Origin of the sequence: Akkermansia muciniphila (assembly GCF_018709685.1) — a bacterium.
Lineage (GTDB): Bacteria > Verrucomicrobiota > Verrucomicrobiia > Verrucomicrobiales > Akkermansiaceae > Akkermansia > Akkermansia muciniphila_E.
The window spans coordinates 26,332-41,198 of record NZ_JABDHQ010000003.1; the positions used below are offsets into that span (position 1 = coordinate 26,332).

15 protein-coding genes are annotated in these 14,867 nt (G+C 61.1%); 8 read left to right on the top strand and 7 right to left on the bottom strand.

The annotated features are described in order from the left end of the window. The first annotated feature begins 6 nt into the window (after positions 1-6). Both cbiQ and HHJ06_RS02840 read left to right on the top strand, forming a co-directional pair. Positions 7-819, top strand: a complete 813-nt coding sequence (cbiQ, locus tag HHJ06_RS02835) for a cobalt ECF transporter T component CbiQ (RefSeq protein WP_215427406.1) — start codon at positions 7-9, stop codon at positions 817-819. After that, positions 816-1,586 carry an energy-coupling factor ABC transporter ATP-binding protein gene (locus HHJ06_RS02840; protein ID WP_215427408.1) on the top strand — a complete coding sequence of 257 codons (771 nt, stop codon included), beginning with the start codon at positions 816-818 and terminating at the stop codon, positions 1,584-1,586. Before cbiQ ends, HHJ06_RS02840 begins: the two co-directional genes overlap by 4 nt. A 9-nt stretch (positions 1,587-1,595) precedes the next feature. On the opposite strand, the gene HHJ06_RS02845 is transcribed toward HHJ06_RS02840, so the two are convergent. From HHJ06_RS02845 to ispE, 3 genes are all read right to left on the bottom strand, one after another. Next, the gene (locus HHJ06_RS02845) at positions 1,596-3,581 is read right to left on the bottom strand and encodes an ATP-dependent DNA helicase (RefSeq protein ID WP_215427410.1); all 1,986 of its coding nucleotides are present in this window, start codon (positions 3,579-3,581) and stop codon (positions 1,596-1,598) included. Positions 3,582-3,596: 15 nt separating this feature from the next. Further along, the gene (locus tag HHJ06_RS02850; RefSeq protein WP_215427411.1) at positions 3,597-4,163 is read right to left on the bottom strand and encodes a hypothetical protein; all 567 of its coding nucleotides are present in this window, start codon (positions 4,161-4,163) and stop codon (positions 3,597-3,599) included. A gap of 63 nt (positions 4,164-4,226) precedes the next feature. Then, complete coding sequence (gene ispE, locus HHJ06_RS02855; RefSeq protein WP_215427413.1) at positions 4,227-5,075, bottom strand: 4-(cytidine 5'-diphospho)-2-C-methyl-D-erythritol kinase; 849 nt, start codon at positions 5,073-5,075, stop codon at positions 4,227-4,229. Between the two features lie 125 nt (positions 5,076-5,200). Between ispE and HHJ06_RS02860 the strand changes: the two genes are divergently transcribed. From HHJ06_RS02860 to ruvX, 4 genes are read left to right on the top strand one after another with little or no spacing between them, the layout of a single operon-like run. After that, a complete protein-coding gene (locus HHJ06_RS02860; protein WP_215427415.1) occupies positions 5,201-7,042 on the top strand; it encodes a DNA topoisomerase IV subunit B in 1,842 nt (613 codons plus the stop codon). 22 nt (positions 7,043-7,064) lie between these two features. Continuing rightward, positions 7,065-7,781 carry an isoprenyl transferase gene (locus HHJ06_RS02865; protein ID WP_215427417.1) on the top strand — a complete coding sequence of 239 codons (717 nt, stop codon included), beginning with the start codon at positions 7,065-7,067 and terminating at the stop codon, positions 7,779-7,781. Positions 7,782-7,811: 30 nt separating this feature from the next. Continuing rightward, positions 7,812-8,870 (top strand): mannose-1-phosphate guanylyltransferase, encoded by a 1,059-nt coding sequence (locus HHJ06_RS02870; RefSeq protein WP_215427419.1) that lies wholly within the window; start codon positions 7,812-7,814, stop codon positions 8,868-8,870. Beyond that, on the top strand, positions 8,867-9,292 hold the full coding sequence (gene ruvX, locus HHJ06_RS02875; RefSeq protein ID WP_215427421.1) for a Holliday junction resolvase RuvX: 426 nt from the start codon (positions 8,867-8,869) through the stop codon (positions 9,290-9,292). Before HHJ06_RS02870 ends, ruvX begins: the two co-directional genes overlap by 4 nt. Positions 9,293-9,331: 39 nt before the next feature. Here ruvX and HHJ06_RS02880 read toward each other — a convergent pair whose 3' ends face one another. Both HHJ06_RS02880 and HHJ06_RS02885 read right to left on the bottom strand, forming a co-directional pair. Then, the gene (locus HHJ06_RS02880) at positions 9,332-9,871 is read right to left on the bottom strand and encodes a DUF3592 domain-containing protein (protein WP_215427423.1); all 540 of its coding nucleotides are present in this window, start codon (positions 9,869-9,871) and stop codon (positions 9,332-9,334) included. Then, entirely contained in the window at positions 9,871-10,872 is a 1,002-nt protein-coding gene (locus HHJ06_RS02885; protein WP_215427425.1) for an MDR family NADPH-dependent oxidoreductase, read from the bottom strand. Before HHJ06_RS02885 ends, HHJ06_RS02880 begins: the two co-directional genes overlap by 1 nt. Before the next feature lie 365 nt (positions 10,873-11,237). Here HHJ06_RS02885 and rpmB point away from each other — a divergent pair, with 365 nt between their 5' ends. Then, complete coding sequence (rpmB, locus tag HHJ06_RS02890) at positions 11,238-11,501, top strand: 50S ribosomal protein L28 (RefSeq protein ID WP_012420229.1); 264 nt, start codon at positions 11,238-11,240, stop codon at positions 11,499-11,501. Positions 11,502-11,698: 197 nt separating this feature from the next. Then, the gene (locus HHJ06_RS02895; protein ID WP_012420228.1) at positions 11,699-11,923 is read left to right on the top strand and encodes a hypothetical protein; all 225 of its coding nucleotides are present in this window, start codon (positions 11,699-11,701) and stop codon (positions 11,921-11,923) included. A gap of 94 nt (positions 11,924-12,017) precedes the next feature. On the opposite strand, the gene HHJ06_RS02900 is transcribed toward HHJ06_RS02895, so the two are convergent. Then, a complete protein-coding gene (locus tag HHJ06_RS02900) occupies positions 12,018-13,613 on the bottom strand; it encodes a glycoside hydrolase family 27 protein (protein ID WP_215427427.1) in 1,596 nt (531 codons plus the stop codon). 111 nt (positions 13,614-13,724) lie between these two features. Further along, on the bottom strand, positions 13,725-14,753 hold the full coding sequence (locus tag HHJ06_RS02905) for an FAD:protein FMN transferase (RefSeq protein ID WP_215427429.1): 1,029 nt from the start codon (positions 14,751-14,753) through the stop codon (positions 13,725-13,727). Between the last annotated feature and the right edge of the window lie 114 nt (positions 14,754-14,867).

A 14,867-nucleotide genomic window follows, 5' to 3' on the forward strand; every position in this document is an offset into this window, starting at 1 on the left:
CTCCCCATGGCCCTGTTCACGGACGCCGCGCGGCACTTCCGCCAGATGGACCGGTTTTCCTGCGGAAACACCGGCTTCCACCGTCTGGACGCCCGCATCAAAATCGGGGCCTTCCTCGTCTTTCAAATCTGCGTGCTCTCCTGGCCTCCGCAGGAAATCACGGGGCTGCTGCCCTTCTTCCTGTTCCCGGTCTGCGTCATCCGCATGGCGGGGCTCCCCCTGGGATACCTGCTGAAACGCACCCTGTGGCTGCTGCCCGTCGCCATCATGATAGGCATCTTCAATCCGTTGGTGGACAGGACGCCTGCAGGGGAATGGTTCGGCATTCCCGTCACCCGGGGCATGATCTCCTTCATCTCCATCATCCTGCGGTGCATGCTCACCATCCTGGGGGCCTTCACGCTGCTGGCCGCCACGGGCTTCGCCCCGCTGTGCCGCGGCTTAAGGCAGCTTGGCGTGCCGCGCATCCTGATCACGCTGCTGGCCTTCCTGTACCGGTACGCCTTCATCCTGATGGATGAATTCCAGAACATGCTGATGGCGTTCCGTTCCCGGCGGGGCGGCTCCGGTTCCGTCCCCCTCTCCACCTGGGGGGCCATGACCGGCCAGCTCCTGCTGCGCACCTTCGGGCGCGCGGAACGCATCTACCAGGCCGTCCTGTGCCGGGGCGGGGAAGACCCGCAATTCGTCAGCGCCCCCGGTGTCATCACCTGGCGCGGCATAGCGGGCGGCCTCCTCTTCTGCACGCTCGTCATCCTCTTCCGCTGTTTTAACGTCACCATGCTGGCGGGCCAGTGCGCCCGCGGCCTCCTCTCATGAGCCACCACCTTGTAGAAACCATTGACCTGTGCTTCAGCTACCCGGATTCCCCACCGGCGCTGAACCGCGTCTCCCTGCGCATCACCCACGGGGAATCCGTTGCCGTCGTGGGCGGGAACGGAGCGGGAAAATCCACCCTGCTCCTGCATCTCAACGGCCTGCTGGAGCCCTCCTCCGGCCAGGTGCGGGTGGGAGACATACCCGTAACGCCCAGGACCGCCGCCCGCGTCCGGGAGAGCGTGGGGATGGTGTTCCAGCAGGCGGACGACCAGCTTTTCATGCCCACGGTCCGGGAAGACGTGGCCTTCGGCCCCCTCAATATGGGCCTTCCCCCGGAAGAAGTGGACCGCCGCGTGCGGCAGGCCCTGCGGGACGTCCATGCGGAAGCTCTGGCGGATAAAATGACCCATCATCTTTCCGGCGGGGAAAAGCGCGCCGTCTCCATCGCCACCGTCCTTTCCATGAGTCCGGACATCCTGGTGCTGGACGAGCCCAGCGCGAACCTGGACCCCGCCTCCCGCCGCACGCTCATCAGCCTGCTGCGCCAGTTCTCCCATACCAAGATCATCGCCACCCATGACCTGGACATGGTCATGGACCTGTGCACGCGCTGCATCGTGATGAAGGACGGCGCCATTCTGGCGGACGCCCCCGTTCCGGACATCTTTGCGGACTGCGCCCTGCTGGAGGAGGCGCGCCTGGAACAGCCCCTCAGCTACCGCCTGATGCAGTACGGCAGGGAGCGGGAAAACTCCGGCCAGCTTTAAGGAAAAGCCTTACACGAATTCCAGCCGGGCATCCGGCAGGGACTTGATGAACCGCGCCCCGTACCTCTTGGTGGCTACGCGGGGGTCCAGGATCACCACCATGCCGGAATCGCTTTTCGTGCGGATCAGGCGCCCCACCCCCTGCCGCAGCTTCAGAATGGCCACGGGCACGGAATACTCGTAAAACGGGTTGCCCCCCCGCGCCCTGATGCTCTCAAAGCGGGATTCCACCAGCGGGTGGTCCGGCACCTCAAACGGCAGGCGCGTCACGATCACGTTGGAAAGAGCCTCTCCCGGCACGTCCACCCCGGTCCAGAAACTGTCCGTGCCGAAGAGCACGCTGTTCACATCCTTCCGGAACGCCTCCAGCATGGCGTGCCGCTGCATGTCCTGCCCCTGCACGTACAGCGTCCACCCCTGTTCCTCACAGAACGGGCGCACCTTCTCCGCCACCTGCACCATCAGGCGGTAGCTGGTGAACAGCACGAAGGCCCTGCCGCGGGACTCCGCCAGATACCTTTTAATCCACTCCGGCAGCACTTCCGCGTACTCCGGCTGGTCCGGCTCCGGCATGGAGCGGGCCACAATCAGGCGCATCTGCTCCCGGTAATTGAACGGGCTGCCTATCTGGAGCTTCCGGACGCTTTCCGCCCCCACGCGCCCCGCAAAGTAACTCATGTCCGCATCCCCCGTCCCCAGCGTGGCGGAGGTCAGAATGGCGGAACGCCCGGCGGAAAACAAGCGCTCCCTCAGAATATCCCCCACCTCCACGGGAGCGGAGCACACGCTCATGTTCCTGCCTTCCGGGCCGGACCGCTCCGCCCAGTACACGTGCCCCTCCTCCGTCATGTCCATCAGCACCTTCAGGGAGGCCTGCGCCTCCTCCATCCGGGCGGCCATGTCCGCCAGTTCATCCTTCACGGCCGTGTTCTCCTCCTGCTTTGCGGCTTCCCGCTTCAGTTCCCCCACCAGCTCCGCCAGAGGGAGGGAAAGAATGTCCTGGGACCACTCCGGCTGGAGAATGCGGACAATCTTTCCGGAACCCGCAAATCCCAGGTCATCCCGCGCGTTCTGGAAGAACAGGTCCGACGCGTCAATCACCTCCTGCACGCACTGGAACAGGGCCGCATTATTCAGCGGTTTCAGCAGCCCTTTGCGCGTGCGCGGATTAAACATGCGCAGCAGTTCATAATTCAAATGCGGCTGGGACAACTGCACGCCCAACTGCCTGGCGGCGATGTTCTCAATCATGTGGGCCTCATCCAGAACCACGAAATCACCGGGAAAAACGAACCCCGCCTCCTCGGAATCCTCCGCCTGGGCCATCAGGCCGAAAAACAGGGTATGGTTCAGCACCACCACCTTGGCCTCCAGCACCCTCTTGCGGGCCACCTGGTACGGGCAGGAGGGGCCGCAATGGCGCATGCTGCACGCATGCGGCTCACTGCACACCATGGCCCACACCTTGGGGGAGGGGCGGAACGTCATGTCGCTCAGGGTGCCGTCCTGCGTTCTCAGCGCCCAGTCCTGGATCCGCGTCAGCTCCGCGGCCTCTCCCTGCGTAAACAGGGAATCCATCTGGGACAGTGCGCGCCGCAGGCGCGTGTGGCACAGGTAATTCTGCCTGCCCTTCAGCAGGGCGGCGGAAAAATCAATCCCCAAGGCAGCCCGGAGCAAAGGAATATCCTTATTGAACAACTGCTCCTGAAGGTTGATCGTGTGTGTGGAAATGACCGCTTTCCGGTCAAAATCCAGCGCAAACTTCACCGCAGGCAGCAGGTAGCCCAGGGACTTGCCCACGCCCGTGCCGGCTTCCACCAGCAGCGGGGCGTCCACCTGGAGCGCCCTGGCCACGGCCAGGGCCATGCTCTGCTGCTCCGCCCGGTATTCAAAATCCCTGGCGCGGGAAAACAGGCCGTCCGGGGCAAATGCCCGGTGGACATAAGCCTCAAAGGCGCTAACGCCTTCCCCTTCATCTGCCCCGGCGCCATTCATACGGGAATGCGTTCCCTACTGGCCCACGGGAAGCTGGCGGGAGGAAACCGGAGGCAGGTTCACCTTTTCCGGCAGGTCATAAAACATGGAACGCAGGGCATTCGCATTCATCCTGGAGGCGTCGATGAACGTCCAGGGGCCCTTGTCCTTCAAATCCTTCACCAGCACCAGAACGCCGGTATTCTCCATCTTCACGGGCATCCCGTCCGGGCGCTTCATGGAAATGACCATCCGGGTGGGGAGCACCACCAGCACCTCGTCCCCGTTCTTCACCAGGTGTTCCGCCGTGGGATTGCCGATTTCATACGTCTCCACCACCATGCCGCGCTCTTTCATCACGGCGGCGGCGGCCTGCATCTTTTCCCTCATGGTCGTCATGAAAGCGGCCTCTCCGCCGGGGAAGGAAGAAACGAGCTGCTTCTTCATGGGCGCATACATCTTCTCAATCATCCACATCATGTCGCCCGTCTTCACCGCTCCGGAAAGCTCGCGGGCGGCCTGGACCGCGCTGGCTCCATATTCCCCGGCCTGGACGGCGCACGCAGCCACGAGGGCCACGCCTGCAAACAAACTCTTCATCATGGCAGGAGTGTAACGGCATGCCTCCCCCGCCGTCAAGGCAACGCCGCCTGCGGCAACATGTTTTTACCGGGTGCCCCGCTGCATCACGCGGCCGGACCACATCCACAGGGTGGGGTCCAGCTCCCGGGCGGCATCCTCCATCAGCCTGCGGGCCGCTTCCGCGTCCTCCGCCACGGCGAACATGGTGGAGCCGGAGCCGGACATCATGGCGCCGCGCACGCCGGGCCTTTCCAGCAGCCAGCTCTTCATTTCCGCCAGAAACAGATGCTTCTCAAACACGGGCCTTTCCAGATCGTTCACCAGCACATGGCCGTCCACCCGCTGCTCCCCGTAAGGTATGCCCGGCAGTTCCCTTGAACCTGTCCAGCGGCGGTAAGCGTCCGGTGTGGAAACGCCGAAGGACGGTTTCAGCAGCACTACCTGGGGCCGCCATTCCCCCCATTCCGGCAGGGGTTCCACCTTCTCCCCGCGCCCGGTGCAGCGGCACGCCGCGCCGTAAATGAAAAATCCCACGTCGGAACCGATCTCCCCGGCCAGTTCCGCCAGGCGTTCCGGCGGCAAGCCTCCGTGTTCCAGCTCATTCAGGGCGCGCAGCACGCATGCGGCGTCACTGCTGCCGCCGCCCAGCCCCGCGCCATGGGGCACGTTCTTGACCAGATGCACATGCCACGGCATGGGCCGCCCCAGCTCCCGCTCCATCAGGCGCCCCGCCTTCATGACCAGGTTGCTTTCATCCAGCGGAACGCCCGGAGCGTCGCAGCTCATTTCCAGGGCGTCTGCCGGGGAAAACTCCAGCACGTCGCACAATTCCAGGGGAACCATCACGGTATCCACTTCATGGAAGCCGTCCGGCCTCTTTCCCAGAACGCGGAGGGAAACGTTCACCTTGCACGGAGCGCTGCGACTGATCATACGTCATGGATTCCACCAAGGGACGGCCTCCGGGTCAAGCCCCCATTGGGCGCAAATGGGCGGACACGCATTTTTTCTTCGCAAATTCCGGGGGCTCCGCTATAATAAGTGCGACCCCGCTGCACATGGCTTACGACGAAAACAGCATTAAAACCCTGGACTGGAGGGAGCATATCCGCATGCGTCCGGGGATGTACATCGGCAAACTGGGCGACGGCACCTCTCCGGACGACGGCATTTACGTCCTGCTGAAGGAAGTCATCGACAACTCGATTGACGAATTCGTCATGGGCTACGGCAAAAAGATCACCATTGACGTGACTCCGGACGGCCTGTGCGAGGTGCGCGACTTCGGCCGCGGCATTCCCCTGGGCAAACTGCTGGACTGCGCCGCCAAGATCAATACCGGCGCCAAGTACGACAGCGACGCCTTCAAAAAATCCGTGGGTCTCAACGGCGTGGGCATCAAGGCGGTCAACGCCCTTTCCGACTTCTTTGAAATTCAGGCCTACCGGGACGGGGAAACCCGCTCCTACCAGTTCTGCCGCGGGAAGGAAATCCCCAAGGGGCGGAAGGACGGCGCCACGGAGGAACCCAACGGCACGCGCACGGCGTTCCATGCGGACGCGGACATTTTCCCGGTAAACACGCAGTTCCGGCCGGAATACATTGAAAAAATGTGCCGGTACTACTCCTACCTCAACAAGGGGCTGGCCCTGCACTACAACGGCCGCCGCTATGTCTCCAAAAACGGCCTGCTGGACCTGCTCACGGAGGCCATGAGCGAGGAACCGCTGTACCCCATCATCCACCTGGAAGGGCATGACATCGAGGTGGCCTTCACCCATGGCGGCCAGTACGGGGAAGAGCACTACTCCTTTGTCAACGGGCAGCACACCACGCAGGGGGGCACGCACCAGGCGGCCTTCCGGGAGGCCATCGTCAAAACCCTGAGGGACTTTTACAAAAAGAACTATGAGGCCGGGGACATCCGCTCCTCCCTCGTGGCCGCCATCTCCATCAAGGTGAAGGAACCCGTCTTTGAATCCCAGACCAAGACCAAGCTGGGGTCCAACACCATCAGCCCGGAGGGGGAAACCATCCGCACCTTCGTAGGCAACTTCATTGCCAAGGAGCTGGACAACTACCTGCACAAGAATCCGGAAACGGCCAAGGCGCTGGAAGCCAAGATCAAGGACTCCGAACGTGACCGCAAGGAGCTCTCCGGCATCCAGAAGCTGGCGCGTGAAAACGCCCGCAAGGCAAAAATCCACAACAAGAACCTCCGGGACTGCCGCGTGCACTACAACTCCAAACACGCCCGCGCCGGGGAAACCACCCTGTTCATTACGGAAGGCATCTCCGCCTCCGGCTCCATCACCACGGCGCGCGACGCGGAAATCCAGGCGGTCTTCTCCCTGCGGGGCAAGCCCCTGAACTCCTTCGGCATGAGCCGCAAGGTCGTCTATGAAAACGAGGAATTCAACTTCCTCCAGCATGCCCTGAACATTGAAAACGGGCTGGAAGACCTGCGCTATGACAAGGTGGTCATCGCCACGGACGCCGATGACGACGGCATGCACATCCGCATCCTGCTGATGACCTTCTTCATCCAGTTCTTCCCGGAACTGATCCGGGAGGGGCACCTCTTCATCCTCCAGACGCCCCTCTTCCGCGTACGCAACAAGCAGCAGACCATTTACTGCTACTCGGACGCGGAGCGGGAAGCAGCCATCGCCCTGCTGGGCAAAAACCCGGAAATTACCCGTTTCAAGGGCCTTGGGGAAATTTCCCCCCAGGAATTCAAAGCCTTCATTGGGGACGGAATCCGCCTGGACCGCGTGCGCCTGGAAGATTCCCACAAGGTGAAAGACCTCCTTTCCTTCTACATGGGGAAAAATACGCGGGAAAGACAGGAATACATCCTGAAAAACTTGCGTGTTGAACTGGACCCGGTCATGGACTAGAGTAGCGGAGCCACATCTATCTATGCTTACCATTCCCAAGGAAAAACTGCCGGTCCATATCGCCTGCATCATGGACGGCAACGGGCGCTGGGCTCACAGCCGCCATCTGCCCCGCCAGGCGGGGCACCGTGCGGGAGCGGATACTGTGGAACACTGCGTGGACTTCTGCATTGACCACGGCATCCCCTGGCTGACCCTGTACGCATTCTCCTCGGAAAACTGGAACCGCCCGAAAATGGAAGTTCACGCCCTGATGGTCCTCCTGCATGAGTTCCTGAAAAAACGCCTCGGCCAGATGCAGGAAAAAGGCGTGCGCCTCCGCGCCATCGGAGACATTTCCCGCCTCCCCAAACGCACCCAGAAGCTGCTTCAATCCAGCATGGAGGCCACCCGGGAAAACACCCGGCTCAACCTGGTCCTGGCCCTCTCCTACGGTAGCCGGGCGGAAATCACCGCCGCCGCCAGGAAAATTGCGGAAAAGGCCGCCCGGGGGGAAATCCACCCGGACCAAGTCACGGAAGACCTCTTCAACCAGCACCTGGACACCGCCGGCATGCCGGAACCGGACCTGCTCATCCGCACTTCCGGTGAAATGCGCGTCTCCAACTTCCTGCTCTGGCAGATCAGCTATTCGGAACTCTATGTGACGGACACGCTGTGGCCGGACTTCAGCGACCGGGACATGGAAGCCGCCCTGCTGGACTATTCCCGCAGAAAGCGCCGCTTCGGCGCGCTCTGACCACTTTAAAACCATCCTTACGGAATCGCCATGAACCAATACGCTCTCATTCTGGCAGGCGGAAGCGGCACCCGTTTCTGGCCGCTTTCACGGGACCACCGCCCCAAGCAGCTCCTGAACATGTTCGGAGAAGGAACCCTGCTCCGCCAGGCCATCGACAGGCTGGACGGCCTGGTGCCCCGGCAGAACATCTTCATCCTGACCAACCACCTTCAGGAAGCGGAAGTGCGCAGGCAGGCCCCGGACGTTCCCGCAAGCAACATCATCTCCGAGCCCGTGCGCCGGGACACCGCCCCCGCCATCGCCCTGGGCATCGGCCTCATCAAGGCGGCGGACCCGCACGGGGTCATGCTCGTCATCCCCTCGGACCAGCTCATTCAGGACCAGGAGGCCTTCCGCTCCCTGATGAAAGCCGCCATGGACACGGCGGCCCGGGAAAAGGCACTCGTCACCGTGGGCATCAAGCCCACCTGGCCGTGCCCTTCCTACGGCTACATTGAACGCGGGGAGGAAATCGCCTCCGCCCCGGGATGCTCCTGCCGGGAAGTCGTCCAGTTCCGGGAAAAGCCGGACACGGCTACGGCCGCCGCCTACCTGGACCGGGGAAACTTCTGCTGGAATGCCGGTATGTTCGTCTGGAGCATTCCCACCGTGTGCGAACAGCTTGACAAGCACTGCCCGGAGCTGGCCTCCTTCGTGGAGCACATCGCGGAATCCCCGGACAAGCAGGAAACCCTCCGGGAGGAATTTCCGGAACTCACGCCCATCTCCATTGACTTCGCGCTGATGGAAAACGCGGACCGGGTGCTGAACTTTGAAGCCACCTTTGACTGGGATGACGTAGGCTCATGGATCTCCGTCTCCAACTACCTGGAAGACCACAGCCGGAACACCGCCAACACGGACCTCACCGTGCAGGACGCCTCCGGAAACATCGTCTTCTCCCAGCGGGGGGACAAGCACGTGGCCCTGCTGGGCGTAGAAAACCTGATCGTGGTGGAGACGGCGGACGCCATCCTCATTGCGGATAAAAACAAGGCGGACGAAATTAAAAAAATCGTCAACCAGCTCCCGGACGAACTCAGATGACCCCCCAGCATCCGGCCCTGGGCATTGACTACGGAGAAGCCCGCATCGGCATAGCCGCCACGGACCCCGTGGGCATCATGGCCCACCCCGTGGAAACCATCCACAGGCACAAGACGGACGGTGTCACCCGCATCGTCCAGCTCGTCCAGGAGCGGGGAATCCGCACCCTGGTGCTGGGCATCCCCGTGCGCATGGACGGCACGGAAGGAACCGCCGCCGCCAAGGTGCGCGCCTTCGGCAAGGAACTGGCTGCCGCACTTCCCGGCCTGCCGATGATATTCATGGATGAATGCCTCACGACCGTCATCGCCCAGGAAAAACTGCACGCCGCCGGGAAAAAGCAAAAAAGCTTCCGCCCCATCATTGACCAGGTGGCCGCCGTGGAAATCCTCAGCACATGGCTTGACTCCACGCTGGGCTGAAACGGCAAACGGCGCGCACGCCGCGGCGCAATTCCCGCTCTATGCGCCGACGGAGCTCCGCACCTCTCTCTTCCTCAGCAGGACCGTTCCCCCGGCAAGCAGAAACGCCGTCAGCCACAGGGCCCGGCGCGTTTCCGGCCACCAGATGAAGCTGTCCGCCACACGGGCGTCCTGCGGATGTCCCGGCTGATAGCAGACCTTCACCGCATCCCCTCTGGCATACGCGGACCAGAAAAGGAAGGCAGGAGACTGGAACGTGACTTCCCCTTCCCCGGTCTGCGTCAGGAACCACACCTCCGGGGCCCAGACAGGCAGAGAGGAGCTGGAGACAGACCGCGAACGGGGCCAAAGCCTCACCTTATCCTCCGTAATTTTCCGAACCTCCCCTGTTGTGCACAGCCCCTCCCGTGCAAACAGGTTCTTTTCCAGGAAAAAATTACAGGCCTGCCAGATGGAATAGAGGCTCAGAACCGCCATGACCCATGCCAGCAACCAGTACCACCCGAACCACGGAACGCTGAAAAAATCCCTCCAGCGCTCCGCAGTACGGGAAAACAACCGTTCTTCCGCTCCGGTCATCAGGCGTTGTCCATGCTCAGCACCACCTTGCCGCTGCGGAACTCCTCCTGGGCCTTTTCCACGGCCTGGCGCACGTCGCTCAGCGGATAAACGGTATCCACGGCCTGCTTCAGCCTGCCGTCCGCCATCAGCCGCGCCAGCTTGTCGTAAGCGGCCTCAATCTCCGGAACGGGGGCATTCTTGAGCCACTGCGTCACCCACAGGCCTTCCAGCCTGATTCCCTTGAAAATCAGGAACCCGTTAGGTACCTTGATGCTCTTCCTGCTCATGGCGCCGTACGTCACCATGCTGCCGCCGGGGGCCAGCATGTCCATCAGGCGCAGGGCGCTTTCCCCGCCTACGGCGTTGGAAGCCAGCACGGGCCTCTTCCCGTCCAGACGGGCCAGCGTTTTTTTCACCACGTCCTCGTCATCCTCTCCCACCACCAGGTCGGCGCCCAGGGCGGTCAGCTCATCCCTCAATTCATCCGGTCTTCTCACAAAATTCACCGTCCTCACGCCCATCTCGCGCGCCAGCTGGATAATGCACCTGCCCACGCCGGAATTGGCGGCATTCTGCACCACCCAATCCCCCGGCACCAGGGAAACGAACCCCTCCAGCATGCGCAGGGCCGTCAGGGGATTCACCTTCAGCATGGCGGCCTGGACCGGATCCACCTTCACGGGAAGCTTCATCACATTCACGGCGGGAACCGCCACATACTCGCTCCAGGAACCCACGCCCCTCAGCAGAATCACCTCATCCCCCTTGCGGAAACCCTCCGCACGGGACTCTTCCACCACTCCGCAGCCTTCCAGCCCGGCGCGTGAATGGGGCAGCACGGGCTTCACGCCGTACACGCCCTGCACAAAGTTGATGTCCGCCGGATTAATGGGAGCGGCCTTCATCCGGACCAGCACCTCCCCTTCCGCCGGAACCGGCATGGGACCGGAAACGTACTCCAGCACATCCTGGGGCTTCATGCTGCACTCGGAAAACTCTGCATAATGATTTTCATTCATGGTCATAATCTCTCACGGAGCATCCCTCCGTGCAAGCGCGGGATACGTTTTACGCAGCCATACCGCTTCCGGGGCAACCAGGGCCATCCCAGGATTCCTCCTTCGGCAGAAGGCCGGAAGGCTCTGACTGAAATGATGTTCCAGGAGGACATTTTAACATCGCGGGAACGCGCCCGGCCGCCGGATTCCGCCCCCAAATTACCTCCCTGCCCCGGTCCCTGCCGCTCTCCGGGAGCCGGATGCGTTCTCCGGCCTTCTTCCGAACGCCGCCCAAACAAATTCCGAGTCTTTTATCCGGTTATTCTTGACCTTAGGCGAAAATACGCTAGACTATCTCTCTCGTATTAACAATAACTTCGATTGCCATGTCCCGAATTTGCATCATCCGAGGCACCATGCCTCACAAAGGTCGTCGTATCCATCGCTCCGGTCTTGCCAAGAAAAAGGGCGGTATTGGTCGTCACGTCACTAAGACTGTCAATCGTACCGTTTTCCCCAATCTCCAGGAAAAACGCATCTGGGTTCCTGAACTGGGCCAGTTCGTTAAAATGAAGATTTCCGCCAAGGCGCTGCGTACGATTAACAAGAACGGTGCTTACAATACTCTTAAAAAGGTAGGTCTCCTGTAAAAAGATTCTTTTTTTGAACGTTGTTACACCACTTGAACTCTAAGGCTTCAACGAGGTGAGCAACTGAAAGAAAAGATGTCCAAAAAGACAAGGGATCATCTGCTTAAGTGAGGCACCTCCAAGTTGAAGGTTTTATTGAAATATTAATATACCAAAGGACGTAGATAAAGAGTCCACTACTGGAAAAGATCACACAGATGAAAGCCCAAACCAAAATCGCTCTGAGAATTAATGATGACAACCCCAACCACCACCTGTGGAACAACAGGGGGGTATGGTGGTGCCACGTTACGGTTCACAAGCCTGACTCAACGGCTGAACGCCTGAGATTCTCCCTGAAGACCCGTGACATCGAAAAAGCCCGCGCCCGCCGCGACAAGATTTTCGCCTCCATTCAGCAGCACTTCGGCATTGCCGCGTAAGTCCGCCAGGAGGTAAAGGCAAGTCACATCAACTCCTTTTAAAAACCGTTCCGGTCATCCCGGAACGGTTCTTTTTTTATCCTGATCCCGCTCATCAGTTCTTTTTGATGAACCGGAACATGGCGGCTCCGTGGCTGTTGAGCTCCACGGACATTTTTCCCTTCACCGTGCCCTGGTCGGCGCGTTTCCACAGGTCGCGTACCTCATACGTATCCGGCAGGCCAAGTTCCCCCAGGTTCACGCTCAGAACGCCCCTGGCGCCTCCCGTATTGAAAAAGGCCGCCGCCACGGAGCCGTCGGACAGCTCCTTCGTCCAAACCTGGAAATCCCCCCGGTGCCATGCCTTGCGGGACGGACGGGCCGCCGGATCCTGGTCCACGGCAATCACCTCGTCATTCGTAAGAAGGCCCATCGTGAACGAATCAATGTTCTCCAAATCGCAGGAAATAATCAGCGGAGCGGACAGCAATGCCCACAGGGTCACGTGCGTATACTGCTCATCCGGAGAAAGCCGCGTCTGCACAAACGTGGTATTGGCATTGTTGGGCTTGCCCAGCTTCCCGATCTGAAGAATATCCGGATCATTCCAGTGCCCGGGGCGCATGTGCTTCTGCCAGCGTTCCTGGGAAAAACCTATCCTGCTGACGCTGCCCCAGTGGTCCTCGATATCACCTGTAGTCCGCCACAGGTTGGCCAGCTTGGCCAGCCCTTCCACGTGCTCATACGGAGCGGCGTTGGACAGGCTCAGCACGATGTCCCGTCCGCTTGCGTCCAGCGCCTTGCGGATGCGTTCCGTCGTAGGCACGTCGTTGGGGTTCCAGTCCACCTTTACATAATCAAAGCCCCAGTCAGCCCATTGCCTGGCGTCCCGGTCAAAGAACCACACGGGCCCCGTGCGGTCCGCCTTCCTCCGATGCACTCCGGGATAACCGCCATACACCTGGTTCTCCTGCTTGCGGTCCTTTTCCGGAATGGTCAGTTCCGTATAATCCCCTTTCTTGTTGGGCGCGCTGCCGCCGATGAATCCGGCATACGTCCCCATCCACGGGCTTGAATAAATGCCCGCCTTCATTCCCATGGCATGGATGGCGCTGCACATGGCCTTCATGTCCGGAAAACGCTTGTTGGGCTGGATGGCGCCATTCTTTCCTCCGCGCTCCCCCTGCCAGCAATCGTCAATATTAATGTAGCTCCAGCCATGGTTGGTCAATCCGAGTTCCACAAACAGCCGGGCCGTCTTGAGCACGTTGTCCTGCCCCACGGCCTCACTGTAGGAATACCAGCTGCTCCACCCCATGGGAGGCGTCAGGCAAAGATCGTCCCCCACCTTCAGCACCCATTCCCCGGAATCCTTCCCATGGCTGTTGGCGGCCTTCAGCGCGACCTTGTATTCCCCCCTCTTTGCCGGGGCCTTCCCCGTAATCAGGCCTTCCGGGGTCATCTTCAATCCCGGAGGAAGGCCGGACGCCTGAATCTTCATGGGCCTCTCTCCGGAAACCGGAACCTGGAACAACACGCTGGAACCGGGCCTGGCGCCGAACACGCGCGCTCCGTTGATGGAGGGCGCGGGAGACGTTTCAGGCGTCAGGCGCACTCCGGATTCCGCCGCCGGGTAGGGATTTGGAAATTCCGCGCCAAAAGCGGCGGAGACGGCGGTGCCCATAAGGACGGAAATAAATAACGGGGACATTTTCATCAGTGTGACAGGAGTGTCTACTAACAACGCCGCATCCGCCCTTCTTCTTTCATCTGAATTCTTCCGCGGAAACCATGTGCGCCATCCCCGTCTCCCGGCGGAGAACTAGGGGTTCACGAAAGAGCTCAGCAGAAAGACTCCGGGCAGGCACTCCGCCAGGGAACGGAAATCCTCTTCACTCATCACGCAGGCAGCCGTCGCCAGCGCATCCGCCATGGCTGCGCTGGGCGCCTGCACGCTTGCCTGGCGCCCTTCGGTAACGCCCAGCCCCGTATTCGGGTCCAGCACGTGGGAATACTCCACTCCGCCAATCTTCACCATCTGGCGGGCGTTCCCGGAGGTGGAAACGGCGGCATGGCTCAACAGCAGCGTTCTTCCTTCCCCGTGCCCGGCCTCCACCCGCAGCCGCCATCCCTTCTCCCCGGGCGGGGGAGCTCCCGCCAGCACGTCGCTGGTACTGTCAATGAAGAAAGAAAGCACCCCTTTTTCCTTTAAAAGCTCCGCCATCCGGTCCACGGCAAACCCCTTGCCGATGCCTCCCAGGTCCAACCTCATTCCGGGAACCTTCTTGAGCGCCCCTCTCTTCCCCACGCACAGCTTTTCCCAACCGGAAGCCCGGCGTGCGCATTCCAACTCCTCATGGGACGGGAGAACGTCCCGGCGGCGGCTCTTCTTCCACAGGCGGATGCAGGGCCCCAGCGTGAGATCAAACGCGCCGTCCGTCAGCCGGGAATATTTCATGGCCAGCAGCAGAACCTCTTTCAGTTCCACAGGTATGGGCACGACAACGCCGCTTTCCGCCGCGTTAAATGCGGCCAGGGAGCTTTCCGCATCCATGGCGGACATCACCTTCTCCCAGTGAACGGCGCAGGCCAGCGCCTCCGTACAGGCTTTTTCCGTCTCCGCCGCGTCCATGCCCTTCCCGGGATAGGCGCGTACCGTAAACACCGTCCCCATGGCTGCGCCGCGGACCGTCACCCTGCCGTCCGCGGCATGCACGCAGGAAAGCGGGTTCAGCGGCGCGCCCTCCTTTTCCGCCCCGTGCGCACAATCCATTCCCACGGCGATCAACAGGCATAGCATCATAACAACGGACTGCCGGGAAAAAGAGATCATGCGCAACTGAGTAATCATGTTTTAAAATTTACTCTGTACGAACAAACAGGGGCAAGGCCTGAATGCGTCCATACCTGCCGCTGACAGAACAGGAACGCCATTCCTGCATTTGACGCTGGAACACCCTCCCCT

Bases quoted from the DNA above. Each gene is read 5' to 3' on its own strand.
- HHJ06_RS02870 (WP_215427419.1), top strand. From the start codon at position 7,812: ATGAACCAATACGCTCTCATTCTGGCAGGCGGAAGCGGCACCCGTTTC.
- HHJ06_RS02840 (WP_215427408.1), top strand. From the start codon at position 816: ATGAGCCACCACCTTGTAGAAACCATTGACCTGTGCTTCAGCTACCCG.
- HHJ06_RS02880 (WP_215427423.1), bottom strand. From the start codon at position 9,871: ATGACCGGAGCGGAAGAACGGTTGTTTTCCCGTACTGCGGAGCGCTGG.
- HHJ06_RS02850 (WP_215427411.1), bottom strand. From the start codon at position 4,163: ATGATGAAGAGTTTGTTTGCAGGCGTGGCCCTCGTGGCTGCGTGCGCC.
- HHJ06_RS02905 (WP_215427429.1), bottom strand. From the start codon at position 14,753: ATGATTACTCAGTTGCGCATGATCTCTTTTTCCCGGCAGTCCGTTGTT.
- HHJ06_RS02865 (WP_215427417.1), top strand. From the start codon at position 7,065: ATGCTTACCATTCCCAAGGAAAAACTGCCGGTCCATATCGCCTGCATC.
- rpmB (WP_012420229.1), top strand. From the start codon at position 11,238: ATGTCCCGAATTTGCATCATCCGAGGCACCATGCCTCACAAAGGTCGT.
- HHJ06_RS02885 (WP_215427425.1), bottom strand. From the start codon at position 10,872: ATGAATGAAAATCATTATGCAGAGTTTTCCGAGTGCAGCATGAAGCCC.
- HHJ06_RS02895 (WP_012420228.1), top strand. From the start codon at position 11,699: ATGAAAGCCCAAACCAAAATCGCTCTGAGAATTAATGATGACAACCCC.
- HHJ06_RS02900 (WP_215427427.1), bottom strand. From the start codon at position 13,613: ATGTCCCCGTTATTTATTTCCGTCCTTATGGGCACCGCCGTCTCCGCC.
- HHJ06_RS02860 (WP_215427415.1), top strand. From the start codon at position 5,201: ATGGCTTACGACGAAAACAGCATTAAAACCCTGGACTGGAGGGAGCAT.
- HHJ06_RS02845 (WP_215427410.1), bottom strand. From the start codon at position 3,581: ATGAATGGCGCCGGGGCAGATGAAGGGGAAGGCGTTAGCGCCTTTGAG.
- cbiQ (WP_215427406.1), top strand. From the start codon at position 7: ATGGCCCTGTTCACGGACGCCGCGCGGCACTTCCGCCAGATGGACCGG.
- ispE (WP_215427413.1), bottom strand. From the start codon at position 5,075: ATGATCAGTCGCAGCGCTCCGTGCAAGGTGAACGTTTCCCTCCGCGTT.
- ruvX (WP_215427421.1), top strand. From the start codon at position 8,867: ATGACCCCCCAGCATCCGGCCCTGGGCATTGACTACGGAGAAGCCCGC.